27 protein-coding genes and 1 pseudogene are annotated in these 25,972 nt (G+C 72.8%); 20 read left to right on the top strand and 8 right to left on the bottom strand.

The window, feature by feature from the left end:
* Nucleotides 1–46: 46 nt before the first annotated feature.
* From PV341_RS06865 to PV341_RS06830, 8 genes are all read left to right on the top strand, one after another.
* The gene (locus PV341_RS06865; RefSeq protein WP_500321616.1) at nucleotides 47–1,009 is read left to right on the top strand and encodes a sugar ABC transporter substrate-binding protein; all 963 of its coding nucleotides are present in this window, start codon (nucleotides 47–49) and stop codon (nucleotides 1,007–1,009) included.
* Nucleotides 1,006–2,028 (top strand): ABC transporter permease, encoded by a 1,023-nt coding sequence (locus PV341_RS06860; RefSeq protein WP_500321615.1) that lies wholly within the window; start codon nucleotides 1,006–1,008, stop codon nucleotides 2,026–2,028. The genes PV341_RS06865 and PV341_RS06860 overlap by 4 nt, the downstream gene beginning before the upstream one ends.
* The gene (locus PV341_RS06855) at nucleotides 2,025–2,804 is read left to right on the top strand and encodes an ATP-binding cassette domain-containing protein (RefSeq protein ID WP_500321614.1); all 780 of its coding nucleotides are present in this window, start codon (nucleotides 2,025–2,027) and stop codon (nucleotides 2,802–2,804) included. Before PV341_RS06860 ends, PV341_RS06855 begins: the two co-directional genes overlap by 4 nt.
* A gap of 199 nt (nucleotides 2,805–3,003) precedes the next feature.
* A complete protein-coding gene (locus PV341_RS06850) occupies nucleotides 3,004–4,122 on the top strand; it encodes an ROK family glucokinase (RefSeq protein ID WP_499514778.1) in 1,119 nt (372 codons plus the stop codon).
* 5 nt (nucleotides 4,123–4,127) lie between these two features.
* On the top strand, nucleotides 4,128–4,649 hold the full coding sequence (locus PV341_RS06845) for a hypothetical protein (RefSeq protein WP_500321613.1): 522 nt from the start codon (nucleotides 4,128–4,130) through the stop codon (nucleotides 4,647–4,649).
* An 84-nt stretch (nucleotides 4,650–4,733) separates the two neighbouring features.
* Nucleotides 4,734–6,014, top strand: a complete 1,281-nt coding sequence (gene pcaDC, locus PV341_RS06840) for a bifunctional 3-oxoadipate enol-lactonase/4-carboxymuconolactone decarboxylase PcaDC (RefSeq protein WP_500357019.1) — start codon at nucleotides 4,734–4,736, stop codon at nucleotides 6,012–6,014.
* Nucleotides 6,015–6,144: 130 nt separating this feature from the next.
* Nucleotides 6,145–6,792 carry an MBL fold metallo-hydrolase gene (locus PV341_RS06835; RefSeq protein ID WP_500321611.1) on the top strand — a complete coding sequence of 216 codons (648 nt, stop codon included), beginning with the start codon at nucleotides 6,145–6,147 and terminating at the stop codon, nucleotides 6,790–6,792.
* A 71-nt stretch (nucleotides 6,793–6,863) separates the two neighbouring features.
* Entirely contained in the window at nucleotides 6,864–7,643 is a 780-nt protein-coding gene (locus PV341_RS06830; protein WP_500357017.1) for an exodeoxyribonuclease III, read from the top strand.
* On the opposite strand, the gene PV341_RS06825 is transcribed toward PV341_RS06830, so the two are convergent.
* Nucleotides 7,568–8,425: an SMI1/KNR4 family protein gene (locus PV341_RS06825; protein ID WP_500357015.1), complete on the bottom strand. Its 858-nt coding sequence runs from the start codon at nucleotides 8,423–8,425 to the stop codon at nucleotides 7,568–7,570. The genes PV341_RS06830 and PV341_RS06825 overlap by 76 nt on opposite strands.
* A 109-nt stretch (nucleotides 8,426–8,534) precedes the next feature.
* On the opposite strand from PV341_RS06825, the gene PV341_RS06820 reads away from it, so the two are divergent.
* Nucleotides 8,535–8,873, top strand: a complete 339-nt coding sequence (locus PV341_RS06820) for a cupin domain-containing protein (protein WP_499514784.1) — start codon at nucleotides 8,535–8,537, stop codon at nucleotides 8,871–8,873.
* Between the two features lie 5 nt (nucleotides 8,874–8,878).
* Nucleotides 8,879–9,319, top strand: a complete 441-nt coding sequence (locus tag PV341_RS06815; protein WP_500357013.1) for a DUF6278 family protein — start codon at nucleotides 8,879–8,881, stop codon at nucleotides 9,317–9,319.
* A 16-nt stretch (nucleotides 9,320–9,335) separates the two neighbouring features.
* Here PV341_RS06815 and PV341_RS06810 read toward each other — a convergent pair whose 3' ends face one another.
* Nucleotides 9,336–10,196, bottom strand: coding sequence for a helix-turn-helix domain-containing protein (locus tag PV341_RS06810; protein ID WP_500321607.1), 861 nt, complete (start codon nucleotides 10,194–10,196; stop codon nucleotides 9,336–9,338).
* Nucleotides 10,197–10,341: 145 nt separating this feature from the next.
* Between PV341_RS06810 and PV341_RS06805 the strand changes: the two genes are divergently transcribed.
* Complete coding sequence (locus PV341_RS06805; RefSeq protein WP_500357012.1) at nucleotides 10,342–10,863, top strand: ATP-binding protein; 522 nt, start codon at nucleotides 10,342–10,344, stop codon at nucleotides 10,861–10,863.
* A gap of 29 nt (nucleotides 10,864–10,892) precedes the next feature.
* Complete coding sequence (locus tag PV341_RS06800; protein ID WP_326571765.1) at nucleotides 10,893–11,177, top strand: TfoX/Sxy family DNA transformation protein; 285 nt, start codon at nucleotides 10,893–10,895, stop codon at nucleotides 11,175–11,177.
* 72 nt (nucleotides 11,178–11,249) lie between these two features.
* On the opposite strand, the gene PV341_RS06795 is transcribed toward PV341_RS06800, so the two are convergent.
* Together PV341_RS06795 and PV341_RS06790 are read right to left on the bottom strand one after the other, a co-directional pair.
* Entirely contained in the window at nucleotides 11,250–11,996 is a 747-nt protein-coding gene (locus PV341_RS06795; protein WP_500321605.1) for a GntR family transcriptional regulator, read from the bottom strand.
* 74 nt (nucleotides 11,997–12,070) lie between these two features.
* Nucleotides 12,071–13,699, bottom strand: coding sequence for a CocE/NonD family hydrolase (locus tag PV341_RS06790; RefSeq protein ID WP_500357010.1), 1,629 nt, complete (start codon nucleotides 13,697–13,699; stop codon nucleotides 12,071–12,073).
* Between the two features lie 209 nt (nucleotides 13,700–13,908).
* On the opposite strand from PV341_RS06790, the gene PV341_RS06785 reads away from it, so the two are divergent.
* Complete coding sequence (locus PV341_RS06785) at nucleotides 13,909–14,823, top strand: SGNH/GDSL hydrolase family protein (RefSeq protein ID WP_500321603.1); 915 nt, start codon at nucleotides 13,909–13,911, stop codon at nucleotides 14,821–14,823.
* A gap of 52 nt (nucleotides 14,824–14,875) precedes the next feature.
* Here PV341_RS06785 and PV341_RS06780 read toward each other — a convergent pair whose 3' ends face one another.
* Nucleotides 14,876–15,631: a hypothetical protein gene (locus PV341_RS06780; protein ID WP_500321602.1), complete on the bottom strand. Its 756-nt coding sequence runs from the start codon at nucleotides 15,629–15,631 to the stop codon at nucleotides 14,876–14,878.
* Between the two features lie 88 nt (nucleotides 15,632–15,719).
* Here PV341_RS06780 and ggt point away from each other — a divergent pair, with 88 nt between their 5' ends.
* On the top strand, nucleotides 15,720–17,534 hold the full coding sequence (ggt, locus tag PV341_RS06775; protein WP_500321601.1) for a gamma-glutamyltransferase: 1,815 nt from the start codon (nucleotides 15,720–15,722) through the stop codon (nucleotides 17,532–17,534).
* On the opposite strand, the gene PV341_RS06770 is transcribed toward ggt, so the two are convergent.
* On the bottom strand, nucleotides 17,516–18,265 hold the full coding sequence (locus PV341_RS06770; protein WP_500321600.1) for a metallophosphoesterase: 750 nt from the start codon (nucleotides 18,263–18,265) through the stop codon (nucleotides 17,516–17,518). The two genes, ggt and PV341_RS06770, sit on opposite strands and share 19 nt — an antisense overlap.
* 91 nt (nucleotides 18,266–18,356) lie before the next feature.
* Between PV341_RS06770 and PV341_RS06765 the strand changes: the two genes are divergently transcribed.
* The 4 genes from PV341_RS06765 (at nucleotide 18,357) to PV341_RS06750 (ending at nucleotide 22,539) form a co-directional block, all read left to right on the top strand.
* The gene (locus PV341_RS06765) at nucleotides 18,357–18,950 is read left to right on the top strand and encodes a CGNR zinc finger domain-containing protein (RefSeq protein WP_500357009.1); all 594 of its coding nucleotides are present in this window, start codon (nucleotides 18,357–18,359) and stop codon (nucleotides 18,948–18,950) included.
* A 193-nt stretch (nucleotides 18,951–19,143) separates the two neighbouring features.
* A complete protein-coding gene (locus PV341_RS06760; RefSeq protein WP_500357007.1) occupies nucleotides 19,144–20,247 on the top strand; it encodes a hypothetical protein in 1,104 nt (367 codons plus the stop codon).
* Between the two features lie 130 nt (nucleotides 20,248–20,377).
* Nucleotides 20,378–21,223: a carbon-nitrogen hydrolase family protein gene (locus PV341_RS06755; protein ID WP_499514796.1), complete on the top strand. Its 846-nt coding sequence runs from the start codon at nucleotides 20,378–20,380 to the stop codon at nucleotides 21,221–21,223.
* 8 nt (nucleotides 21,224–21,231) lie between these two features.
* A complete protein-coding gene (locus tag PV341_RS06750; RefSeq protein WP_500357006.1) occupies nucleotides 21,232–22,539 on the top strand; it encodes an aspartate aminotransferase family protein in 1,308 nt (435 codons plus the stop codon).
* Between the two features lie 49 nt (nucleotides 22,540–22,588).
* Here PV341_RS06750 and PV341_RS06745 read toward each other — a convergent pair whose 3' ends face one another.
* Nucleotides 22,589–23,428, bottom strand: a complete 840-nt coding sequence (locus PV341_RS06745; RefSeq protein ID WP_500321595.1) for an endonuclease/exonuclease/phosphatase family protein — start codon at nucleotides 23,426–23,428, stop codon at nucleotides 22,589–22,591.
* Nucleotides 23,425–24,111 (bottom strand): hypothetical protein, encoded by a 687-nt coding sequence (locus PV341_RS06740; RefSeq protein ID WP_500357005.1) that lies wholly within the window; start codon nucleotides 24,109–24,111, stop codon nucleotides 23,425–23,427. Before PV341_RS06740 ends, PV341_RS06745 begins: the two co-directional genes overlap by 4 nt.
* 294 nt (nucleotides 24,112–24,405) lie before the next feature.
* Between PV341_RS06740 and hydA the strand changes: the two genes are divergently transcribed.
* Both hydA and PV341_RS06730 read left to right on the top strand, forming a co-directional pair.
* On the top strand, nucleotides 24,406–25,812 hold the full coding sequence (hydA, locus tag PV341_RS06735) for a dihydropyrimidinase (RefSeq protein ID WP_500357003.1): 1,407 nt from the start codon (nucleotides 24,406–24,408) through the stop codon (nucleotides 25,810–25,812).
* A gap of 17 nt (nucleotides 25,813–25,829) precedes the next feature.
* A pseudogene (locus PV341_RS06730) lies at nucleotides 25,830–25,972 on the top strand (TIGR03842 family LLM class F420-dependent oxidoreductase); the annotation flags it as partial.

The following is a 25,972-nucleotide window of genomic DNA, read 5'->3' as shown; positions in this document are numbered from 1 at the left end:
GGAGAGCGCGAACAGGGGAAAGCGTGCGCTCGGTGCGCTACTGACAGTGGTCATCGGTGTGGCGCTGGCGGGTTGCAGCAGCACCGGGGGCCTGCGCGCGGAGCAGCGGGCCAAGGAGGCCCAGGCCAACGGATCGGCCGTCGACACACCGAAGTGGACGGTCGCCATGGTCACCCACGCCGGTGCCGGGGACAGCTTCTGGGACATCGTCCAGAAGGGCGCCCGGCAGGCCGCGGCCAAGGACAACATCAAATTCCTGTACTCCAACAGCGACCAGGGCAAGGACCAGGCGCAGCTGGTGCAGACCGCCATCGACCAGAAGGTCGACGGCCTCGTCGTCACGCTCGCCAAGCCCGAGGCCATGAAGGACGTCGTCCTGAAGGCGGAGAAGGCCGGCATCCCGGTCGTCACCATCAACTCCGGGTCCGCCCAGTCCAAGGAGTACGGCGCCCTGGCGCACATCGGCCAGGACGAGACCGTCGCCGGCGAGGCCGTCGGCGACGAGCTCACGGCGCGCGGCAGGAAGCACGTCCTGTGCGTGCTCCACGAGCAGGGCAACGTCGGCCACGAGCAGCGCTGCGCGGGCGTGAAGAACACCTTCGCGGGCACGACGGAGAACCTCTACGTCAACGGCACCAACATGCCGGACGTCCAGTCCGCCCTCCAGGCCAAGCTGGCGGCCGACCGTTCCATCGACGCCGTCGTGACCCTGGGCGCGCCCTACGCCGCCACCGCCGCCAAGGCGAAGGACCAGGCGGGCAGCCAGGCCGAGGTCGACACCTTCGACCTCAACGGCCAGGTCGCGGGCGCGCTGGAGGACGGCACCATCGGCTTCGCCGTCGACCAGCAGCCGTACCTGCAGGGCTACGAGGCCGTCGACCTGCTGTGGCTCTACCGGTACAACGCCGACGTGCTCGGCGGTGGCAGGCCCGTGCTCACCGGCCCGCAGATCGTCACCAAGGACGACGCGGCCGCGCTGAAGGACTACGCGAAGCGGGGCACCCGATGACCGCGGACAGCCTCGCGCCCCCGAGACGGCTCGGGCACCGCCTGCTCAGCCGCCCCGAGCTCGGGGCGGTCGTCGGCGCCGTGGCCGTCTTCGTCTTCTTCTCCGTGGCGGCCGACTCCTTCCTGCGGCCGGCGAGCCTGGGGACCGTCCTCTACGCGGCGTCCACCATCGGGATCATGGCGGTGCCAGTGGCGCTGCTGATGATCGGCGGCGAGTTCGACCTGTCGGCGGGCGTGCTGGTCACGTCCTCCGCCCTGGTGTCGTCGATGTTCAGCTACCAGATGACGGCGAACGTCTGGGTGGGCGTCGGCGTCTCGCTGCTCGTCACCCTCGCCATCGGCTTCTTCAACGGCATCATGCTGGCCCGCACGAAGCTGCCGAGCTTCATCATCACGCTGGGCACCTTCCTGATGCTCACCGGCCTCAACCTGGGCTTCACCAAGCTCATCGACGGCACGGTCAGCACCAAGTCCATCTCCGACATGGAGGGCTTCGCGTCGGCGCGGGCGCTGTTCGCCTCGCACCTGAGGATCGGCGACGTCGACCTCCAGGTGACCATCCTGTGGTGGATCGCGCTGGTCGCCGTCGCCACGTGGGTCCTGCTGCGCACCCGCGCCGGCAACTGGATCTTCGCCTCCGGCGGCGGCCCCGACGCGGCCCGCGCGGTCGGCGTCCCCGTCACCCGTACGAAGACGGGCCTGTACATGGCCGTCGCCTTCTGCGCGTGGATCTCCGGGCAGCACCTGCTGTTCTCCTTCGACGTCGTGCAGTCGGGAGAGGGCATCGGCAACGAGTTCCTGTACATCATCGCCGCCGTGATCGGCGGCTGTCTGATGACCGGCGGCTACGGCTCCGCCGTCGGCTCGGCGGTCGGCGCGTTCATCTTCGGCATGACCAGCAAGGGCATCGTCTACGCCGAGTGGAACCCGGACTGGTTCAAGTTCTTCCTGGGCGCCATGCTGCTGCTGGCGACGCTGCTCAACGCCTGGGTGCGCAAGCGGGCGGAGGCGGCGAAGTGACGGTCCTGGTGAAGCTGACCGACGTCAGCAAGGCGTACGGGCACGTGCGCGCCCTGGAGGGCGTCTCCCTGGAGGTGCACGCGGGGGAGATCACCTGCGTCCTCGGTGACAACGGTGCGGGCAAGTCCACCCTGATCAAAATCATCGCCGGGCTGCACCAGCACGACGGGGGCACTTACGAGGTCGAGGGCGTGCCCGTACGCCACGCCTCCCCCCGCGAGGCCCTCGACCGAGGCATCGCCACGGTCTACCAGGACCTGGCCGTCGTCCCGCTGATGCCGGTGTGGCGGAACTTCTTCCTCGGCTCCGAGCCGAGGAAGGGCCGCGGCCCCTTCAAGCGCCTGGACGTCGCCATGATGCGGGAGACCACGCGCACGGCACTGCGCGACATGGGGATCGACCTGCGCGACGTGGACCAGCCCATCGGCACCCTGTCGGGTGGGCAGCGGCAGAGCGTCGCCATCGCCAGGGCCGTGCACTTCGGGGCCAAGGTGCTCATCCTCGACGAGCCCACGGCGGCACTCGGCGTCCGGCAGTCCGGCGTCGTCCTGAAGTACGTCGCCGCGGCCCGGGACGCCGGGCTGGGTGTGGTCCTCATCACGCACAACCCCCACCACGCCCACCTCGTCGGCGACCGCTTCGTCCTGCTGCGCCGCGGCACGATGACCGGCTCCTACACCAGGGACGGGATCACGGTGGACGAGCTCACGCGGGAGATGGCCGGCGGCTCGGACCTCGAGGCGCTCGCGCACGAACTGCGCCGCCCGGCGCCGTGAGGGCGGGTGGGCGGCCCCCGGTCGTCCACCCGGGCACCCGCTCCGCCGGCGCCCGGGGCAGCGGGCCACGCCCCCGCCGGCCCCGGCACTTAGAATCACTCGGAGAAACGCCCCCGACCCCGGAGAGACGAGCCTTGCGAGCGACGACCGAGCAGCAGTTCGGGACCGAGTCCGGGATCGGATCCACGGGGGTGAACCGATGAGCATGTACCGAGGTGCCGCCCGCTCCTCCAGCAGTTCCACACTCCTGAGCACGGTGGGCCGCCGCGAGCGCCGCTCGCACCTCACCGCGCCCCGGGTCCCCACCGTCGGCATCGACATCGGCGGCACCAAGGTGATGGCCGGCGTCGTCGACGCGGACGGCACCATCCTGGAGAAGCTGCGCACCGAGACCCCGGACAAGAGCAAGAGCCCGAAGGTGGTCGAGGACACCATCACCGAGCTCGTCCTCGACCTGTCCGAGCGGCACGACGTGCACGCCGTGGGCATCGGCGCGGCCGGGTGGGTCGACGCGGACCGCTCCCGGGTGCTCTTCGCCCCCCACCTGTCCTGGCGCGACGAGCCGCTGAAGGCCCGCCTCACCGAGCGCCTGCGGGTCCCCGTCATGGTGGACAACGACGCGAACACCGCCGCATGGGCGGAGTGGCGCTTCGGCGCCGGCCGCGGTGAGAACGACCTCGTCATGATCACGCTGGGCACCGGGATCGGCGGCGCCATCCTGGAGGACGGCCAGGTCAAGCGGGGCCGCTACGGCGTCGCGGGCGAGTTCGGCCACATGCAGGTCGTGCCCGGCGGCCACCGCTGCGCCTGCGGCAACCGCGGCTGCTGGGAGCAGTACAGCTCGGGCAACGCCCTGGTGCGCGAGGCCCGCGAACTCGCGGCGGCGGAGTCCCCTGTCGCGTACGGGATCATCGACCGGGTCGACGGCCAGGTCCGGGAGATCACCGGACCGCTCATCACGGAGCTCGCCCGTGAGGGTGATCCGATGTGCGTCGAGCTCTTCCAGGACATCGGCCAGTGGCTGGGCGTCGGCATCGCCAACCTCGCCGCCGCCCTGGATCCTTCCTGCTTCGTCATCGGCGGCGGCGTCAGCGCGGCCGACGACCTGCTGATCGCCCCGGCCCGCGACGCCTTCCGGCGCCATCTGACCGGCCGCGGCTACCGGCCGGAGGCGCGTATCGTCAAGGCCCAGCTCGGCCCAGAGGCCGGGATGGTCGGCGCCGCGGACCTGGCGCGGCTGGTCGCGCGCCGCTTCCGGCGGGCCAACCGGCGGCGGGTCGAGCGGTACGAGCGCTACGCGAAGGTCGTCGGCAAGTGAGTGCCATGCCCGCGAGGAAGCCGCCGCGCTGGGTGCAGTGGACGGTCGTCCCGCTGCTGATCCTGGTGCCGATCGGCTACGTGATCATCTCCGCCGAGCAGAGCCGGGACAGCGGCGAGGAGAAGCAGCAGCAGGCCGCCGCCACCACGCTCACCTACCTGTGGCCCACCAAGGTGCAGCGGCGCATCTACGAGGTGCCGATCCCGTCCGGGTCGACGCCGGTGGCGTACCTGGAGACCAACAACTGGGCCTCCAGCTCTTTCTACGTGCAGTTCCGCACCAACCAGGGCGGCCTGGACACCTTCCTCGCCCAGGTCGGCACGAGCCGCTCCGCCCTGAGGGACGGCGACGTGACCGTGAGCCCGAAGCAGGCCCGCACGGTGCGCTGGACCTTCGGCACGGACCGCCGGTGGGCCGGTCTCAAGCTCAAGCAGCACGGCGACAAGCCGGACCACAACATCACGGTCGACCTCTCCAACACGGACCACCCCGTGGTCTATGTCGTGTCCACGATAAACTTCCGCTGACCGGCGCCCAGGCGCCGCAAGGGTCCCGCGCCGTCACGGGGCCCGGGCGTCCGTGCCCGCGAACGCCTCGATAGCGTGGAGCGAGTGACCGACGAGCAGACCCCCAAGACCCTCCAGCACCGCATCGACGGCCCGCAGGACGCCCCGGTCCTGGTCCTCGGCCCCTCACTGGGCACGACGTGGCACATGTGGGACCGGCAGATACCCGAGCTGACCCGGCAGTGGAGGGTTCTGCGGTACGACCTCCCGGGGCACGGCGGTGCCCCCGCCGACCCCTCTGCCTCCACCGCCGACCTCGCCGACCGCCTGCTGGGCACCCTGGACGAGGCCGGCGTCGAGCGCTTCGGCTACGCGGGCTGCGCTTTCGGCGGCGCCATCGGCACCCAGCTCGCGCTGCGCGCCCCGCAGCGCGTGGCCTCGCTCGCGCTGGTCTCCTCGGCCGCCCGTTTCGGAACCCCTGACGCATGGCGGCAGCTCGGCGTCGTCGTCCGTGCGAACGGCCTGGAGCAGATCGCCCTGAGCACCCCCGAGCGCTGGTTCGCCCCCGCCTTCCGTGCCGCCCAGGCCGCCATCGTGGACTGGTCCGTGCAGATGGCCCGCGCCGTCGACCCCGAGTGCTACATCGCCGCCTGTGAGGCGCTGGCCGCCCATGACGTGCGCGCCGAGCTGGGCCTGATCACCGTGCCGACGCTGGTCCTGGGCGGCGCCGAGGACCAGGTGACGCCGCCCGCCGACGCCCGGGCCCTGGTCGCCGGGATACCGGACGCGCGGCTCGCGGTCGTCCCCGGGGCCTCGCACCTGGTGCCGGTCGAGCAGCCCGCCGCCGTGGGCGAACTCCTCGTACGCCACTTCGAGGCCACCTGGACCGAGCAGCCCGCCGCCGTGACCCTCCCCGCGCAGCCCGCACATGCGGCCCCCGAGCCCGCTGCGGCGCGGGCCGTACGGGGGCCGCCGCAGCACCGGGGCGGTACCGCGGGCGAACGCCCGGACGCGTACGCGCAGGGCGACCGCACCCGGCGCGAGCTCCTGGGCGACGCCCACGTCGACCGGGCGGCGGGGGAGGCCGAGGAGTCCGCCGGGGACTTCGAGGAGTTCGTCACCCGCTACGCCTGGGGGGAGGTCTGGAACCGGCCCGGGCTCGACCGGCGCACCCGCAGCGTCGTCACCCTGACCGCGCTCGTCGCCGGCGGCCACCACACGGAACTGGCCGGGCACACCCGGGCCGCGCTGCGCGGCGGCCTCACCCCGGCCGAGATCGAGGAGGTGCTGCTGCACACCGCCGTCTACTGCGGGGTGCCCGCCGCCACCTCCGCGTTCGCGGTGGCGCGGCGTGTCATCCGGGAGGAGACTCGGCCACGGGAGTGAGCCCGCGCGCACGGCGGCAGCCCGGTCGCCCCGTCAGCCCCTTGCCATCCCCACCTGGATGCGGCGTGTGCGGTGCGCACGGCCCCGGCCATGATGGCCATGCAAAGGATCACCGCTCCGGAGGAGAGCCATGAAGCTGACGAAGAGGGGCCATGCCTGCGTCCGCCTGGAGAAGGACGGGCGCACGCTCGTCATCGACCCCGGAGCCTTCACCGAACCGGAGGCGGCGACGGGGGCGGAGGCGGTGCTCATCACGCACGAGCACGCGGACCACTTCAGCGAACAGCAATTGCGCGCCGCCCTGGAGGCCGACCCCGCCGCCGAGATCTGGACGTTGAAGAGCGTCGCCGACCAGGTGTCGGCCGCCTTCCCGGGCCGGGTCCACACCGTCGGCGAGGGCGACACCTTCAGTGCGGCCGGCTTCGACATCGAGGTGCACGGTCAGATGCACGCCGTGATCCACCCCGACATCCCGCGCATCACCAATGTGGGCTTCCTCGTCGACGGCTCCGTCTTCCACCCCGGCGACGCGCTCACCGTGCCCGGCCGGTCCGTCGAGACGCTGCTGCTGCCGGTGCACGCCCCCTGGAGCAAGGTCTCCGAGGTCATCGACTACCTCCGCGAGGTCAAGCCGGCCCGCGCCATCGACGTGCACGACGGGCTGCTCAGCGACATCGCGCGTACCGTCTACGACCGGCTGCTCGGCCCCGACGGGCCCGGTGTCGGCGGCGCGGAGCACGGCAGGCTGGCCCCCGGCGACAGCGCCGACCTGGGCTGACGACCTGCCGCGGACGGCCCCGGGGAACGCCGCGGGGCCGGTTGTCGGAGGCGGGCGGTACATTCGGGTCCATGCGCATCGCCACCTGGAACGTCAACTCGATCACCGCCCGCCTGCCGCGGCTGCTGCCCTGGCTGGAGAAGAACAGCCCGGACGTGCTGTGCATCCAGGAGACCAAGTGCGCCGAGGCGCAGTTCCCGTTCGACGAGCTGCGCGCCCTCGGCTACGAGACCGCCGTCAACGCCACCGGCCGGTGGAACGGCGTCGCCCTGCTGTCCAAGGTGGGTCTCGAGGACGTCGTCGTCGGCCTGCCCGGCGGCCCGCTGTACGAGGAGGTCGACGAGCCCCGCGCGGTCTCGGCGACCTGCGGCCCGGTCCGGGTCTGGTCGGTGTACGTGCCCAATGGCCGTGAGGTCGGCCACGAGCACTACGCCTACAAGCTGCGCTGGTTCGAGGCGCTGCGCGCGGCGGTCGCGCAGGACGCTGCCGGCGGGCGCCCCTTCGCCGTCCTCGGCGACTACAACGTGGCGCCCACCGACGAGGATGTGTGGGACCCCTCGGTCTTCGAGGGGCTGACCCACGTCACCCCCGCGGAGCGGGAGGCGCTGGCGCACCTGCGCGAGGCCGGGCTCAACGACGTGGTGCCCCGCCCGCTGAAGTACGACCGTCCCTACACCTACTGGGACTACCGCCAGCTGGCCTTCCCCAAGAACCGCGGCATGCGGATCGACCTGGTCTACGCGAACCAGGCCTTCGGCAAGGCGGTCTCCGACGCCTACGTCGACCGTGAGGAGCGCAAGGGCAAGGGCGCCTCCGACCACGCCCCCGTCGTGGTCGACCTCGACGTCTGACCGCTCCGGGGCAGGCCCACCGCGAAGCGCCCGCCGGCCCTGCGCTGGAACTCGACGTAGCCGCGCAGGCCGGGCGGGCAGGGCAGGTGCAAGGTGGCCGGATGCGCCACGTCGCGCAGGTCCACCACCAGGGCGTCGTCCGGCAGCCCGGTCAGCGCGCCCTCCAGCTCCGGGTCGGCGTCGGGCCGGGCCTGCCCCACGGGCGTGCCCCGCAGGTCGGGCCGGTAGGAGAAGACGTGCGAGGTCTCGGCGAGCCGCTCCAGCACGGCGGTGTGGTCCGGAGCCGTGCCGTCCGCCCGTTCGGGATCCGGATCCGGCTCGGGCACCGTGCGCTCCAGGGCCGTGAGCCCGGCCCGGGCCAGCAGGGTGACCCAGTCGACCAGTGACGGCGCGACGTACGCCCAGGTGTCGAGGAAGACGCCGGTCGCGGCGAACACCCGGCCCCAGGCGCCGGTGCCCTCGTCCACGTCGACGAAGAGCGTGTCCCCGCCCGACTCGTGCAGCAGGTGCGCGGAGCCGGGCGGCCCCACCGCCCAGCCACCGGGGTGCAGCCCGCGCTCCGGGGCCAGCCGGTACTCCTCCAGCCCCCCGATGCGGATCGACCGCACCCTGCCGACCAGGTGCCGCACCTCGTCGGGCAGCGGCACGCCCCACGCCGCGATCTCGGCGTCGTCCGCGCCGGGTGCCAGCCGCACCGTCCCCGGTGCCCGCGCCGCCAGTTCCTCCAGCAGCCGCCAGGCGCGGTCCGCCGCCCGTGCCGCGGCTTCCCGTTCATCCCGCATTGCATGGCCCTTCTCGCGCGGGGCAGCCTTACGTTACGTATTGTGCGGCAACGGAACGTATACAACGTGTCGTTACCGTTGGCATACGCCCGCGCGTACGCTCCCGGCCATGAAGAGCTTCTCCGTCGACATCGCCGCCGCCGTGCTCGAACCCGACCCCCTGGACCCGGAGCAGATCGTCTCCGGCTCCCCGGAGGTCACCGGAACGGTGCTGTGGCAGTCGCCCGACGGCACCCGTTCGAGGGGGATCTGGCAGATCACCCCGGGCGTGGTGACCGACACCGAGGCGGACGAGATGTTCGTGGTCGTCAGCGGGCGGGCCACCGTCGAGGTGGAGGGCGGACCGACCCTGGAGCTCGGCCCGGGTGACGTCTGCGTCCTCCGCGAAGGAGACCGCACGACATGGACCGTCCACGAGACACTCCGCAAGGCCTACGCCATAGGCTGATGCCCATGGACATCTCCTTCCTGGACAGATGGCGCAAACGGTACGGCGAGGTCCGCGGCGCGGCCGTACCGGAGTCCCTCGCCGAGGACCCGGAAGGAGTCGCGGAACTGCTCTCCGAGTGCGAACTGCTGCGCGCCAGGGCCGAGGCCGAGGGCGTGGAACTGGACGACACGGCCGCCTCTTTGGAGCGCCTGGACCAACTGGTGCCGCGCTGGCGCGACGATCCGGACGAGCTGTCCTGGCTCGGCAACGACGCCGGGCTCTACCTCGGCACGGTCGTCGTGCGCACCGTGCCGGGCGCGAGCTGGCAGATCTGGCCCAACGGCCGGCCCGTCATCCTGCTGGCCTCCGGCCGTGAACTCGACGTCGTCGAGGCCGGCCACGAGTGGGCGGAGAGCGGCACCCCGGAGCTGTCCCAGGTCCACGCCGAGGCGTCCGAGGCCTGAGCGCCGCCCGGCGCTCCTAGATGACGCGCTCGGCCTCGCCGAGCATGGCCTCGAACCAGCGGTCGAAGCCATAGAGCACCGAGCCGGGCGGCGTGGCGGAGAGCCGGTAGACCAGCGAGCCCCGCGGGTCCGCCGGCGGTCCGATGACGGAGACGAAGGCGGCACCGTCGAGGCGCACCAACCGCCACACCGGCGCGGTGCGGTAGCGGTAGACCTCCAGCTGAATCGTTCCTTCATCGGCGAGGGCGGCGAGCATGTCCTCCGCGAAGCGCAGGCTCGACGCGAAGAAGCGCGGTGTCTCGCCGACCTCCTCCGCGATCCGGGCGACCGCGGGGCTCTCCGGGTGCAGCAACAGCAGCCGCATGCGGGGAGGAGACCCGGTCCGGCCGTCGCGGGTCAGGGGCCCCCGCAGCAGCGAGTCGCCGAGCGCCACCAGGCCCAGGGCGCGCACGCCCACCACGTCCACCGCGTCGGCGCTCGCGGCCGCCTCGCGGATCTCCGCGGCCGCCTCGGGCTTGGTCAGCGCGACCGCCGCGACCTGCGGATGGTCCATCAGGTCGCGGACGCCGTACGAGCGCAGGCGGCGCGGCGCGAGCCCCATGAGCATCCGTGCGTGGTCCGGCATGCGCAGGCCCTGCGCGATGCGCTCGAACACGTCGAACCGCACCACCGAGCGGCGCCCCCGCACGATCTCGTTGACCCGGCCCTGCAGCAGCCCCGTTGCGGCGGCGATGCGCGACTGGCTCGCGCCGCCGTACTGCTGCGCGAACCGCAGGATCGCCCCGGCGTCGCGGGCCCGCAGGGCCTCCCGTATCTCCTCGCGCTCCCAGGCCCACGCGGGGATCTCGACGGCAGCGCCGGCAACCGGTCCCGACATCCACGACTCCCGTCCGTACCGGCGCCGGTTCCTTCCACCGGCGTTACCAGCGGGTATGTCGTGGTGAGAATAGCGCGGGGGTATCGCGTGCACGTGTGCTTCACGGAATGCTCGGCGCCACCTACGACACCTGTGAGGTGGTCACATGGGGGACAACTTGGCCGCACAGCCCCCGTTCCGGCGCGTCGCCCCCGGCGCCGACCGCGGTGCCGGAGACGAGTCCCCTCCGGATACCCTCCATACCCACGGTCCGGCGGCCGAACCCGTCCCGGCCCCACCCGCCACCGTCCTGCTGGGCGAGGTCTTCCTGCCCGCCGACGACCTGGCGCCCGCCCAGGCGCGCCGCATCCTGGCGGCGACCCTGGACGCGTGGGACCTCGGGTACCTGATGGACCCCGCGAGCATCGTCCTCGCCGAGCTCGTCTCCAACGCCGTGCGGCACGCCGGGGGCCGGCGTGTGGGCGTCACGCTGTCGCGGCGGCTGACGCTGGTGCACATGTCGGTCCGCGACGGCTCCCGCACTCCGCCCTGCCTGGTGCTGACCGGGCGGGTCCCCGACACGACGGGGAGCGCCCGCGGTCTTCAGGTGGTTTCCGCCCTCACCTACCGCTGGGGGACAGACCTCCTGCCGGGCGGCAAGCGTGTCTGGGCCGAGATCGCCGTCTGACGGGGCGTCGGGAGGTGCATGATGGGGTCATGGACTCCCTGCAGCAGATGCCCAACATCGGCGCGGTCCTGGCCGAGCGCCTTCGCAGCGCCGGTGTGCCGGACGCCGACGAGCTGCGCCGCCTCGGATCCGGAGGGGCCTTCGCGATGATCCGCGAAGGGCTTCCCGAGGACGCCTGCACCCACACCCTGCTCGCCCTCGAGGGCGCGATCCGCGGTACCCGCTGGACCGCCATCCCCAAGGCCGACCGCGACGCGCTGGTCGGCCGGGTGCTCGGCGAGGGCCACGCGGGCGCCGCAGCCGGAGGCCGTTAGCGATCGCACGCCACCACCGGGCCGAGGGGCGCGGCCTCGCCGGGTCCGGCCACGCGCCCGCCCGGCAGCCGGTCAGGACGAGAAGTCGATGCTGTACGCCACACGCCAGCGGTCGGCGCGGATCACCGTGTCCGAGGTCTCCACGGCGCGGTCGTCGGCGTCGAAGTACGTCCGCTGGACCGCCGTCACGCACTGGCCGTGCGCACAGCCGAGGGTCTGCGCCTCCCAGCCGGTGGCGGGCCGTGATTCCAGGACCTCGCGGGCCCGCACCACGCGGACCCCGATCGCGGCCAGCCGTCCCCGCACACCACGGCGGGCGTAGGGGCCGCGTTCGGGGTGCGCGACGTCCGTGCCGTCGGTGATGGCCAGCGGTTCCCAACTGGTCGCGAGCTGCACGGGCCGGCGGTTCGCCAGGTACTCGTAACGGGTCATCACCACCGGGTCGCCGGTGGCGATGCAGAGCCGCTCGGCGATGGCCGGCGGGGCGGTCGTGGTGACCGTCGAGGACTCCCAGTCCACCATTGCGGCGTCACCGGCGACCCGTGTGGCGAAGGGTGAGTCGACGGCGCCGGTGCCGCGGTCGAGCGTCCCCCGGGCCGAACGGTCGATCACGAACACCCCGCGGCCGAACTGCCCTTCGACGTAGCCCGCCGCCTTCAGCACGCGCACTGCCCGGTCGACGGTCTGGTCGCTCGCCCGGTAGGCCTCCTTCAGCCGGGAACGGGAGGGGATGCGGGACTCGGGCTTGAGGAGTCCCTCGTCGATCCGCCGCATGAGGTCGTCGGCGATCCACTGGTACACCGGCGCCGGCTCGGCCATCCCCGCTGTCCTCTCTCCCGCTCCTGGCACGACGTTAGGTACGCAGGCCACAGCTGCGTACCGAGGTACGCACGCTACGGGAGTGACGGTCGGCGAAGCGGCAGGGAGAGCCGGGACGGGTCCGCCGCCGGGGAGGAGAAGGCCAGCCCGGAGAAGGCCGGGTTGTGCTCGATGTAGAGGGGGTCGACGGTGTCCACGACCACGGTCAGGCGGTGGCCGGCCGGGACGTCGTAGGCGGTGGAGTACAGCTCCAGGTCCACCGCGAAGGGGCTTCCCGGGGTGCGGTCGGTGAAGGTGTAGGGGGCGTGCGTGATCAGCTTGCCGATGCCGAGGGAGTTCACGTCGTACAGGTAGGCCACGAAGGTGCCCCGGGAGGCCGAGGGCGTCACCGTGGTGTGCAGCACGGGGGTGCCGCGGACCTGCTGCACGGTCTCGTCGCGGGGACTCTGCCAGACCGCGGCGAAGGTGCGCGGCAACAGCGGTACGGAGACGACGGGCGGCGCCTGCGCGAGCTGGTCGGCGAGCGAGGAGAGGAAGATGATGCCGCCGTCCGCGCCCGAGTCGACGTTCGCGGCGATGCGGCGGGTGCCGTCCAGCGGCAGCTCGCGGGTGGCCGAGGGTACGGCCGACCAGCTGCCGTACCCCTCGTAGCCGCCACCGCTGCGGGAGGCCAGGCGGACCGGCTGCTCCTTGTCGATGCCGTTGTCCACGCCCTTGAGGTGGTGGTCCAGCCAGCGCCGCGTGTCGGACCAGACGTCGTTGGGCAGCCCGAACAGCCCCGTGATCTCCGGTGTCGCGTGGTCGCCCGGGCGGAACTCCAGGCGCTTGGGGACGGTCAGCCGGTCGTAGAACGAGGCGAGCTGGTTGGGCGAGAAGATCGTGTCGCCCCAGGCGTTGGCGAGCATCACGGCGGTGCCGTTGGCGTTGATCCGGTCGAGGTAGGTGCCGGGGGAGCGCAGCCGGCTCCAGGCGATCAGCTCGTCCTCCTGGTCGTAGTCGGAGGCCAGGAAGTCGGTGAGCACCCGCTGGAACTCGGCGCTGGGCCGGCCCGTGAGGTATCCGGCGGCGCCGAGCAGCAGGGAGGACTGCAGGTGCTGGGTGCGGCCGCCGTAGATGGACTCGGTCAGGTCCGCCCAGCCGCTGAGCGCCGCCACCGCCTTGACGCGGGGGTCGTGCGCGGCGCCCATGAGGGTCAGTCCGGCACCGTAGGAGACGCCGGCCATGCCGATCCGGCCGGGGTCCGCGGGGGTGTTGGCGAGCGTCCAGTCGATGACCCTCGAGATGTCCGCGACGTCGAGCGGCCCGGCGACGTCGATCGTCCCGCCGGAGAGGTAGAAGCCACGAGCGGTGTAACTCACCACGACGTAGCCGGAGTCGGCGAGCTTCTGCGCCTGGGCGAGGTACTGCAGGTCGTTCAGGCCCCAGCTGCTGGGGAGGACGACGGCGGGATAGCGCGCACTTGCGTCGCGACCGCCGTTGCCCGAAGGGGTGAAGACGTTCCCCTTGAGGGTGATCCCGCCGGCTCCCGGGATGTCGACGAAGCGGACGGAAGGGGCGGCGGTGCCCGCCACGCGGGCCGTGCCGGCCGCGGTGCCCGGGCCTGCGAGCGGGGTCGCGTGCGCGGCGGGGGCCGCGATGCCCAGTGCCGCGGTGGCGAGCAGGACGGCGGAAAACGTTCCCGCGGTGGTACGAAGCGCTCTCATGGCGGCTCCAGATGTCCCCGTGACAAAGTGACTGGAGAGTAACCAGAGCCGCTTACCGTTGGTAATACCTCTGCATGTTACGTGCCAGTAACGATTGCCCTGAGCTGAGGGAACGTCAGTCCATCGAGCGAACTTGCGACGCATCCATTGACTTCGGCCACGCGGGACGCCGAATCTGAACCCGTCAGCGTCGACAGGGGGAGGGCCCGATGGGTGTCGGACGTGCATCGATCCTGGGAGCGGCCGCGGCGGCGGCCGCGCTCGTGCTCGCCGCGGTGAGCACGGTTCCGGCCACCGCGCACTCGCGCGACGGCCACCATCAAGGCAACGGTCACGGCAACGGCCACCGGGACGCGTACGTCGCGCTCGGGGACTCGTACACGTCGGGACCGCTCATCCCCGACCAGGTGGACGCCAATTGCGCCCGGTCGAACCGGAACTACCCCTCGTTGGTGGCGGGGCGGCTGAGAGGCACCAGCCTGACCGACGTGAGCTGCGGCGGGGCCACCACCGCCGAGATGTGGAAGGCGCAGGGCAGCAACCCGCCGCAGCTGGACGCCCTGAGCCGGCGGACCTCCCTGGTCACCCTGCAGATCGGCGGCAACGACGTCGGCTTCGGGAGCATCATCCGCACCTGCGCCGGCGCCGCGGTCTCCGACCCGACCGGCAATCCCTGCGAGAAGTACTACACGGCGGGTGGAACCGACCGGTTGCGGGCCGCCGTGGAGCAGACGGCACCGAAGATCGACGCCGTGCTGGACGCCATCCACCACCGCGCGCCGCGGGCCCGCGTCGTGGTCGTCGGCTACCCGGCGCTGCTCCCCGACAGCGGGGTCGGCTGCCGCCCGGCCGTGCCCTTCGCCGACAAGGACTTCGCCTACCTCCGGGACACCGAGAAGCGGCTCAACGCCATGCTGGCCCGTCGTGCCAAGGCCGCCCACGCGACCTACGTCGACACCTACACCCCGACCGTCGGCCACGACATGTGCACGGCCCCCGGCGTCCGCTGGATCGAGCCGCTCACGCCCGCCGCTCCGGCCGCGCCCGCCCATCCCAACGCGCTGGGCGAGAAGGCCATGGCCGCTGCCGTCCTGGACCGGATCTGCGTGCGCGGCCGCATATGACGGGGCCGCGGGGGCCCGTGCCCCCGCGGCCGTCCCGCCCGGTCCCGGGCCGTCACTCCGCGGCGACGGCCACCGGCGGGCTGGCGGGGGTCTTGGCCTCGCGGGTGACGTCGGCGACGACCTCCACCACGTCGGGTCCGTAGGCGTCGGAGTTGACGACCTTCAGCAGCAGGCAGAAGGTGCCGTCCACCCCGTACTTGCGGGACAGTCGCTGGTAGTGGCGGGCGAGGTAGCGCACGGCGGCCTGGTTGGTCACCCCGCGCTGGCCGGAGGCGAGGAAGACCGGGCGGTTGTTCCCGGTGTTCTCGTTGGCAGCCAGCCGGGCCAGGAAGACGTACTCCACCTTGCCCTTCTCCATACGGTAGGTCTCGCCGCCCACGGTCAGCGCGCCCTGGTCCTCGACGGGCCCGGTGAAGTCGTTGACCTGGAAACCGGGCAGCATGGAGCGCAGGTGCGCCGCCATGCGGTGGTTGGATATCGGACCGCCGACGCAGAACTCGGTGCGCGCGCCGAAGCCCTGCCAGGCGGTGTCGTGGGGCAGGATCTCGGCGTGCGCTCCGCACTCCTTGATCAGCGCGGACAGTTCGATCAGCGCGAAGACGTCATGGCGCGCCACGCTCCATCCCCGTGTCGAGCCCGGATCGCGGTTGATCACCAGCAGGCACTCCGAGCCGGTGGGCAGCCCGAAGAAGCGCTGTTTGCGCCGCAGCTTGCGCCGCCACAGGTACGTGCGGACGAACCAGCCCAGCGCGGCGCTGATACCGCTCGCGGCGAGTCCCAGGACGAAGTTGCGCACGTCGTCGCTCATGGGCCGGGATCGTAGTTGAGGCGTTCCTGACGAGGAAGGCAGGGTGGGGTTAGGCTGCCCGGACGGTCGCCCCAGTGGAGGTCCACGTATGCGTCGTCACGCTGTACGGAGTCTGTCGCTGCTCGCCGTAACCGCCACCGCCGCGCTGTCGGTGGCCGCGGCCCCGCCGGGGGCGGACGCCCGGGCCCGGGACGCCACACCCGCCAAGGTCCCGCTCGCCGTCGGCTACGGGGGCGCGGTCTCCAGCGTCGACGCCGACGCCTCCGCCGCCGGCATCGAGGTGCTGCGGCGCGGAGGGAACGCCGTGGACGCCGCGGTCGCCACCGCGGCCGCCCTGGGCGTCACCGAGCCGTACTCCTCGGGCATCGGCGGCGGCGGTTACTTCGTGTACTACGACGCGAGGCAGCGCAAGGTCCACACCATCGACGGCCGCGAGACGGCCCCCAAGAGCGCCACCGACAAGCTCTTCGTCGAGAACGGCCAGCCGCTGCCGTTCAACGACGCCGTCACCAGCGGTCTGAGCGTCGGCGTCCCCGGTACTCCCGCGACCTGGGACACCGCCCTGAGATCCTGGGGCAGCCGCAGCCTGGGTGACGTGCTGCGACCCGCCGAGCGCCTCGCGCACGACGGGTTCACGGTGGACGCCACCTTCCGCAGCCAGACGGAAGCCAACCAGGCGCGCTTCAAGGACTTCCCGGCCACCGCCGCGCTCTTCCTGCCCGGCGGGCAGCTGCCCGCGGTGGGTTCCACGCTCAAGAACCCCGACCTCGCCCGCACCTACGACGAGCTGGGCCGCAAAGGCGTCTCCGCCGTCTACAGCGGCGGCATAGGCGCCGACATCGTGAACACCGTGCGCAAGCCGCCCGTGGACCCGGCCGCGACGCGGGTCGTCCGCCCCGGCGACCTCACGACGGCGGACCTGAAGGCCTACAAGGCCAAGCCGCAGGACCCGACCCGGGTCTCCTACCGCGGCCTGGACGTCTACGGCATGGCGCCCTCCTCCTCCGGCGGCACCACCGTCGGTGAGGCGCTGAACATCCTGGAGCGGACCGGCAGACTCTCCCGGCTCTCCGACGCCCAGTACCTGCACCGCTTCCTCGAGGCGAGCAGGATCTCCTTCGCCGACCGCGGACGCTGGGTCGGCGACCCGGCCTTCGAGAAGGTCCCGACCGCGGGGCTGCTGTCGCAGTCGTTCGCGGACTCCCGGGCCTGCCTGATCAAGGACGACGCGGTGCTGACCAGCCCGGTCGCCCCGGGCGACCCGTACCACCCGGCGCGCTGCGGCAGTGGCGGCAAGGCCGCCCCGACGACGTACGAGGGCGAGAACACCACGCACCTCACGGTCGCCGACAAGTGGGGCAACGTCGTCGCGTACACGCTGACCATCGAGCAGACCGGTGGCAGCGCCATCACCGTCCCCGGGCGCGGTTTCCTGCTCAACAACGAGCTGACCGACTTCTCGTTCGTCCCTGCGAGCGCCTCGGTGCACGACCCCAACCTGCCGGGCCCCGGGAAGCGGCCGCGCTCCTCGATGTCGCCGACGATCGTGCTGAAGGACGGCCGCGTCGACTTCGCGCTCGGCTCGCCCGGCGGCGCCACGATCATCACCACCGTGCTGCAGGTGCTGACCGAGCACGTCGACCGCGGGCTGCCGCTGGTGGACGCGATCGCCGCGCCGCGCGCGAGCCAGCGCAACGCCGCGACCACGCAGGTCGAGCCGGCCTTCCTCGCGAGCGACGTGGCGGCGGAGCTGAAGGACATCGGGCACAGCTTCGCCGACGCGGGTGAGATCGGTGCGACGACGGGCGTCCAGCGACTGCCGGACGGCCGCTGGCTCGCTGCCGCCGAGACGGTGCGCCGCGGCGGCGGCTCGGCGATGGTGGTTCAGAGCACCACGCGGTAGTGGGTCGTCAGGCGCCGCTCGTCGTCCAGCACGTGGAAGGCGACGCCGGGCGGCGCCGAACGGTCGGCGACCGAGCCGTCCTGTGCGCCCTCCCACGGCATGCGCAGCGTCCACGTCACCCCGGGCGCGGCGATCAGGGGCCGCCCGGCGAAGGTGGTGGCGGCGGGCGTGTGCGCGTGCCCGGTCAGGACGGCGATCACCTCGGGGTGCGCGGCCAGCAGTTCCTCCAGGGGCCCGGGCCCGCCCAGCCGGTAGCCGTCGGGCAGCGGATGGTGGAGCGCGACGGGCGGGTGGTGGAAGGCCACCAGCGCGGGCGTGCCGGGGGCCAGCCCGTCCAGCGTCGAGGACAGCCACCGCAGGGTCTCCTCGTCCAGGAGGCCGTCGTCCTCCTCCGGGATCGTCGAGTCGCACATCAGCACCGCGGTCCCGGCGACGAGGTGCGCGCGGTTCACCGGTTCCGCCGCCTCGGCCTCGCCCAGCAGCGCCTTGCGGTAGGCGGCCCGCCGGTCGTGGTTGCCCGGGCAGGGGAGCACCGGGAAGGGCGCTTCCAGGATCCGGGCCGCCTCCTCGTACTCGGCGGGGGCGCCGTGGTCGGCGATGTCCCCGGTGACCAGCAGCGCGTCCGGCGGCCGGGGAAGCCCGCGCAGGTACGCCATGACGCGGGTGGCGCGCTCCGTCGAGCGTTCGGTGCCGTCGAGATGCAGGTCGCTGATGTGAGCCAGCAGCAGCATGGGCCGCTCCCCTCTAGGCTTAATGCTTAATTCGAGTCCTAACATTAGAACGGTAGGGTGCGGCGGGCGGACGATCAAGAGGAGGGGCGCCGTGGAGCGCTACCTGGCCCTGGAACTGGTGAGCACCATCCGGCACGACGGCGACGGAGGGGTCGCCGACGACCTCGGCGACCCCTCCGCGCTGACGGCGTGGGTCCGCGAACACCTTCCCGGGTCCGGCGGCTTCACCGCCGACGATGCCGCCCTCGCCGACGTCCTCGCACTCCGCCGTGCCGTCCGGGCCCTGTTCGCCCGCGCCGTGGCGCCCGGGCCGTCCAGCTCCGCCGACGCCCGGCGTCTGATGCCCGCGGAGGAGGCCCTCGCCCACCTCAACGCCGCCGCGGCTCGGGTCCCCGTCGTCCCCCGGCTCGTGTGGGAGGCGGAGCAGGCTCCCGTGGCCCGTCTCGTGCCCGGGGCGGAGCGCGACGACCCCGCCGCCCGGATCGTCGCCGAACTGGCCCGCGCGGCCGTCGACTTCCTGGCCGGACCCGAGCGGGAACGGCTGCGTGCCTGCACCGCGCCCCGGTGCGTCCGGTACTTCGTCAAGTCCCACGGCCGTCAGGAGTGGTGCAAGCCGTCCTGCGGCAACCGGGCCCGTGTCGCCCGGCATTACCGTCGTCACCACCCGGAGGCGGCCGGGTCCTGAGGGCCGGGGGACGCCTCCGGCGGCGGCCCCGGCCGGGGGCGCGCCGCCGTGCCTCCGCGCGGGGCCCGGGCGCCCGTGCAGCCTCTGCCCCTTCCGTGAAAACTCTCCGTAGCACCGCCGTAACACAGCGGGTGTCGAATGCCGTGCGGACCACACGCTTCCGCCGCCAGGCGGCGGACAGGGAGGAGCGACAGTGGAGCGCGGGGCGCACAGCCAGGCCATCGAGCAGGTAGGCGAGTTCGCCGGGTACCTCCGGGGGCTCGTCGGCGCGGCGGGCGACACGCCCGGCTGGTACGCGGTCTTCGCCGAACGTGATCCCGACGGCGTACGGGCCTGGCTCGACGGCACCGACGTCCCGCCGTGGGACGTCGTCCTCGCCCTCCTCCAGGACGTCGCCACCGCCCGTGGCACCCATCCGGCGCAGGAGGCGGCCCAGCGCGCCCGCAGGCTGCATGCTGCCGCCGTCGCCGCCCACGACGCCGTACCGGGCGGGGAGGCGGCGCTGAGTTCACGGCTGGACGTCTTACTCCGGGAACGCCAGTACGCGGTGCTGCACGAGCGTGACGTCGCCGCCGCGCTGCGCGGCGCCCCCACCCCCGCGGAGGCGGAGCGTCTGGGCAACGAGCTTGCCTGGGCCCGCGACGACCGCGAACGGGCCGTCGCGCGCTGCGCGGAGGTGCAGGCGCGCCTCGACGCGGTCCGCTCCCGCCCCGCCGTACCGTGCTCCGCCGCGCACGGGCACACCGACGTCCGGGAGGCGCACGTCCGCAGGGAGGCCGCGCGGGCGACCGCGGCACGCATGGCGGAGCTGCGCCGCACCGGCCGCACCGGCGAGGCGTACGTGCTGATGAGCGAGGCCGTCGCAGGCCCGCCCGAGGACGCTCCCGAGCTCGCGGCCGCGCTGGAGCGCTCGGGACTGGCCGCCGACGTGGCCACCCTGCTGTGGGAGCTGGCCGCGCAGCCCCCGCACCGTCTCGCGGCCGCCGCGAGCGCCCTGGACTCGGCCGGCCGCGGTGACGACTGCAGGACCCTGCTGCACCAGGCGGCCGCCCGGCCCGCCGCCGAGATCGCCGCGACCGCCGGGGCCCTCCTCGACGCCGGCCACCGGGACGCGGCGCTGAGCCTGCTGGTCGCCCTCGTGCGCGCCCGCAGCCCGGAGACGGCCGCCGGCATCGCCCACGAGGGCGCCGGGCTCGTCGGCCCGCTCCTGGACGCGGCGGGTCTGGTGTCGGTGTCCAAGCGCCGCGACGTGGCCGCCGCACTGCGCCGAGCGGGTCTGCCCGGCCGCGAAATCTGATCGGCTTCGTTGAGTAACGGCGCCGGTATTGCCACAGTGGGCTGTGGGCTCTTACGTTCGTCCCAGCGCCGGATCTACGTGCGTAGACCAGCCCGCCGTTCCGGCGTGACCTCGCGTCAAAGGAGCTGTCATGCCCAATGTCGTACGCGCCGCGCTCGTCCAGGCGACGTGGACCGGTGACACCGAGTCGATGATCGCTAAGCACGAGGAGCACGCCCGCGAGGCGGCCGCGCGGGGAGCCCAGGTGATCGGCTTCCAGGAGGTGTTCAACTCCCCGTACTTCTGCCAGGTGCAGGAGGCCGAGAACTACCGGTGGGCCGAGCGGGTGCCGGACGGCCCGACCGTGCAGCGCATGCAGGCGCTCGCCCGGGAGACGGGCATGGTGATGGTGGTGCCGGTCTACGAGATCGAGCAGGACGGCTTCTACTACAACACCGCCGCCGTGATCGACGCCGACGGCAGCTACCTCGGCAAGTACCGCAAGCACCACATCCCGCAGGTCAAGGGCTTCTGGGAGAAGTACTACTTCAAGCCCGGCAACCTGGGCTGGCCGGTCTTCGACACGGCCGTCGGCAAGGTCGGCGTCTACATCTGCTACGACCGCCACTTCCCCGAGGGCTGGCGGGCACTCGGCCTCGCCGGCGCGCAACTGGTCTACAACCCCTCGGCGACGCACCGCGGGCTCTCCTCGTACCTGTGGCAGCTGGAGCAGCCGGCCGCGGCCGTCGCCAACGAGTACTTCGTCGCCGCCATCAACCGGGTCGGCCAGGAACCGGACTACGGCGACAACGACTTCTACGGCACGTCCTACTTCGTCGACCCGCGCGGCCAGTTCGTGGGCGACGTCGCCTCCGACAAGGAGGAGCAACTGATCGTGCGCGACCTGGACCTCGACCTGATCCCCGCGGTGCGCCAGCAGTGGGCCTTCTACCGGGACCGCCGCCCTGACGCCTACGGCACCCTGACGGAGGCGTGAACACGTCCATGACCATCACCGAGAACCCGCACGCCGCGCTCCACTCCCGCCACCAGGCCGTGATGCCGCAGTGGCTGGCGACGTACTACCGGGAGCCGATCGAGATCACCCACGGCGAGGGCCGCCACGTCTGGGACGCCGAAGGCCGGCAGTACCTGGACTTCTTCGGCGGCATCCTCACCACCATGACCGCGCACGCCCTGCCCGAGGTCACCGCCGCGGTCCGCGAGCAGGCCGGGAGGATCCTGCACTCCTCCACGCTCTACCTGAGCTCCCAGGCGGTCGACCTCGCCGAGCGCATCGCCCGTCTGTCGGGCATCCCGGACGCCCGGGTCTTCTTCACCACCTCCGGCACGGAGGCGAACGACACCGCGCTGCTGCTCGCCACCACGTACCGCAGGTCCAACCAGATCCTGGCGCTGCGCAACAGCTACCACGGCCGCTCCTTCTCGGCGATCGGCATCACCGGCAACACCTCCTGGTCGCCGACGAGCCTGTCGCCGCTGCAGACGCTGTACGTGCACGGGGGCGTCCGGCACCGCGGCCCGTACGCGCACCTGTCCGACGCCGAGTTCACGGCCGCGTGCGTGACGGACCTGGAGGACATGCTCGGCCAGGCCAACGGCCAGGTCGCCGCCCTGATCGCCGAGCCGATCCAGGGCGTCGGGGGCTTCACCTCGGGCCCGGACGGGCTGCTGGCGGCCTTCAAGGAGGTCCTCGACCGGCACGGCATCCTGTGGATCACCGACGAGGTGCAGACCGGCTGGGGCCGCACCGGTGAGCACTTCTGGGGCTGGCAGGCGCACGAGGGCTCCGGCCCGCCGGACGTCCTGACCTTCGCCAAGGGCGTCGGCAACGGCCTGTCCATGGGAGGAGTCGTCGCCCGCGCCGAGGTGATGAACTGCCTCACCGCCAACTCCATCTCCACGTTCGGCGGCAGCCCCATCACCACGGCCGGCGCGCTGGCCAACCTCCAGTACCTCCTCGACCACGACCTGCAGGGCAACGCACGGCGCGTGGGCGGCCTGCTCAAGTCGCGGCTTGAGGCCATCTCCGCCGGGCTCCCGGTGGTCCGGGAGGTGCGCGGCCGCGGACTGATGCTCGGCGTCGAGCTGGCCTCGCCGGCCGCGGCGGGCGTGGTCCTCGAAGCGGCCCGCGAGGGGGGCCTGCTGATCGGCAAGGGCGGGCGGGCCGGCGACGCGCTGCGCATCGCGCCGCCGCTCTCGCTGACCGTCGCCGAAGCGGAGGAAGGCGCCTCGATCCTGGAGTCCGCGCTCAAGCAGGCGCAGAGCGAGCTGGGCGACGGCCCGGCCTGACGGTACGCCACAAGGCCGGGGCCACGGGCCCCGGCCCGCGCCGCCGCGGTCAGAGCTTCAGGTCGACGACGAGCGGCCGGTGGTCGGAGACCGGCACGGCCGGCGCCCACGCCGAGCGCACGGCGGCCCGCCCGACCCCCGCCGCCAGCACGTGGTCGAACTGCACCACGGGACGGTGCGAGGGGTAGGTGCGCGTACGGGCCAGCGCCCGCCAGGCCCCGCCCAGCGCCAGTGAGGGCACCGGGCCCACCAGGTTGAGGTCGCCCAGCAGCAGATGGGGCCGGGGCAGACCGGCGATCCAGCGGCGGACCGCGGTCAACTGGCCCACGTTCCAGCCGGGGACGAACGACAGGTGCACGGCGACCACCGTGAACGGGCCGCGGGCGCCCTCCAGGACGGCGGCCAGCGCGCAGCGCGGCTGGTCGGCCGTCATCCGGAGCCCGGCGAGCCCGGGCACCCGCAGGGGCATGCCCACGGGCGAGGGGGACAGCCGCCGGGCCCGCCATTCCCGTACGGGGAGCCGGGTCGCCAGGGCGATCCCGTGCGACGGCGGGCCCTCGCCCCGGTCCGTGTCCTTGGGCCCGGACACCCGCATCCCGGGTACGGCCGGATCGGGCACCCACCCGGTGCCGGGCACCGAGCGGCCGTGGACCGCCGACGCGTAGCGCCAGTCCCGGGCGCCCGACGCCGCGGCGGCGGCCGCGGCCTGGTCGACCCGGCCGGACCGCTCCTGGAAGCGGTCGAGCTCCTGCAGCGCGAGGACGTCGGCGTTCAGGGACGCGACGGCGCGGGCGAGCGGCTCCCCGGCGGCAGCACCGCCGGGGAAGGGGGCCGGTCCGCCGTCCCTGATCGGCAGGCCGTGCAGCACGTTGAACGTCGCGAGCCTCATGGGCGCCCCACCCGCGGTGCGGCGGCGGGCGAGGGTGACGGGGCGTCGGCCCGGCGTCGCGGACGGCCCGGTCTGCGGAAGTGGGCGCACGGCGGGTACGCCTCGAAGGCGACGTCGAGCTCGGGCCCGCGTCGCCGGCCTCCGGGCTCCAGCGCCGGGGTGAACTGCTCGACCAGGGCCATGTGCGCCTTCACCACGCCCTTCTGACGTGGCCCCTGACCGGCCGCCCACGCCAACTGCGTGGCGGCGAAGGAGAACGTGCCGCGGCCGCCGACGAGGAACAGCGTCCACGCGTGGCCGACCGGCCGCAGCCGGTCGCGGGAGTCCGCGTGACGAAACGGCCGCCACCATGCGTCGGCGTCGCGCGCCGTGCGCGCCTCGTCCGTGCGGACCGTCAGCGGCACCCCGCCCGTCAGCCGGTGGCGCAGCCGGGGCCACCGGCTCACCCGCAGGCCCGCCGAGTGGTGGACCAGGACGAGGTCGCCGCGGCCGTCGCGCAGCGGGACGTGGACCGCGAGGGAGAACAGTCCGGCCGGCGTCGAGAGCCCTGCGTGGTCGCCGACCGGGAAGCCGTGCGCGGCGGGGTCGGTGAGCGCCGTGTGACGCGGGGGATGCCAGGTCTGCACGACGCGGGGCTCCACCGGGCCGGTACGCGGGCGGAAGTGACGCAGCCTCAGCCGCATGCGGGGTCCTCCATCCTGCCATGGTCGCCGTGCCGCCGCGGCCGGGGCAACGCGATTTCGCACCTCGTCGCCTACAGACCCGCACGCCCGGTTCATGGCATATTGTGAGCGTTCGCCGTACGGGGGTGCGGAGGAGGAGCGAGCGCCCCCGCCGATGGGGAGCAGCGGTATTGCCACCGTGGGTGACCGGTCATACGTTTTCCACCATGGCGGGGTCTACGTGCGTAGAGCCTTTCCGACATGGCATCGAGGTTTCCGGGGACCCCGCCCTCAGCCAGTGGAAGGAGTGGGAGCATGAGCCGCATCGTCATCCGGGGCGGACTGGTCGTCACCGCCGCGGAGGAGGTCCACGCCGACGTCCTCGTCGAGGGGGGCAGGGTCGCCGCCCTCGCGTCGCACGACTCCGACGCGGCGCAGGGCTGGACCGCGTCCGCCGACCGCGTCATCGACGCGACCGGGAAGTACGTCATCCCGGGCGGTGTCGACGCCCACACCCACATGGAGCTGCCCTTCGGCGGCACCTTCGCCTCGGACACCTTCGAGACCGGCACCCGGGCCGCCGCCTGGGGCGGTACGACGACGATCGTGGACTTCGCCGTCCAGTCGGTGGGCGAGTCGCTGCGTGCCGGACTCGACACCTGGCACGCCAAGGCCGACGCCCAGTGCGCCGTCGACTACGGCTTCCACATGATCCTCTCCGACGTGAACGAGGACACCCTCAAGGAGATGGACATCCTCGTCGAGGAGGGCGTCACCAGCTTCAAGCTGTTCATGGCCTACCCCGGTGTCTTCTACAGCGACGACGGCAAGATCCTGCGGGCCATGCAGCGCGGTGCCGACAACGGCGGCCTGATCATGATGCACGCGGAGAACGGCATCGCCATCGACGTGCTCGTCGAGCAGGCGCTGGCCGCGGGCAAGACCGACCCCCGCTACCACGGCGAGGTGCGCCACGCCCTCCTCGAGGCCGAGGCGACCCACCGCGCGGTCCGGCTGGCCCAGGTCGCGGGCTCCCCGCTCTACGTCGTCCACGTCTCCGCGCAGCAGGCCGTCGAGCAGATCGCCCTCGCCAGGGACGAGGGGCTGAACGTCTTCGGGGAGACGTGCCCGCAGTACCTGTTCCTGTCCACGGACAACCTGGCGGAGCCGGACTTCGAGGGCGCCAAGTACGTCTGCTCGACGCCGTTGCGCCCGAAGGAGCACCAGGCGGTGCTCTGGCGGGCCCTGCGGACCAACGACCTGCAGGTGGTGTCCACGGACCACTGCCCGTTCTGCTTCGTGGGGCAGAAGGAACTGGGCCGGGGTGACTTCTCGAAGATCCCCAACGGTCTGCCGGGGGTGGAGAACCGGATGGACCTGCTCCATCAGGCGGTGGTGGACGGGCACATCAGCCGGCGCCGGTGGATCGAGATCGCCTGCGCGACCCCGGCGCGGATGTTCGGGCTGTACCCGCGCAAGGGCACCATCGCGCCGGGCGCGGACGCCGACATCGTCATCTACGACCCCGACGCGGAGCAGGTCATGTCCGCCTCCACCCACCACATGAACGTCGACTACTCGGCCTACGAGGGCCGGCGGATCACCGGCCGGGTCGACACCGTGCTCTCCCGCGGCGAGCCCGTCATCGACGGCCGGGAGTACGTCGGACGGGCGGGCCACGGCCAGTACACCCCGCGCGGAACCTGCCAGTACCTCATCTGAGAAAGGCGCGTGGACCCATGGACTTCGGACTCGTCCTGCAGACGGACCCGCCCGCCTCGGAGGTCGTGGAGCTGATGCGGCGCGCCGAGCGCAACGGCTTCACCCACGGCTGGACCTTCGACTCCACGGTGCTGTGGCAGGAGCCGTTCGTCATCTACAG

The organism is Streptomyces sp. PA03-1a, assembly GCF_033792805.1.
Taxonomy (GTDB): domain Bacteria; phylum Actinomycetota; class Actinomycetes; order Streptomycetales; family Streptomycetaceae; genus Actinacidiphila.
This window is presented reverse-complemented; position numbering and strand designations above follow the sequence as displayed.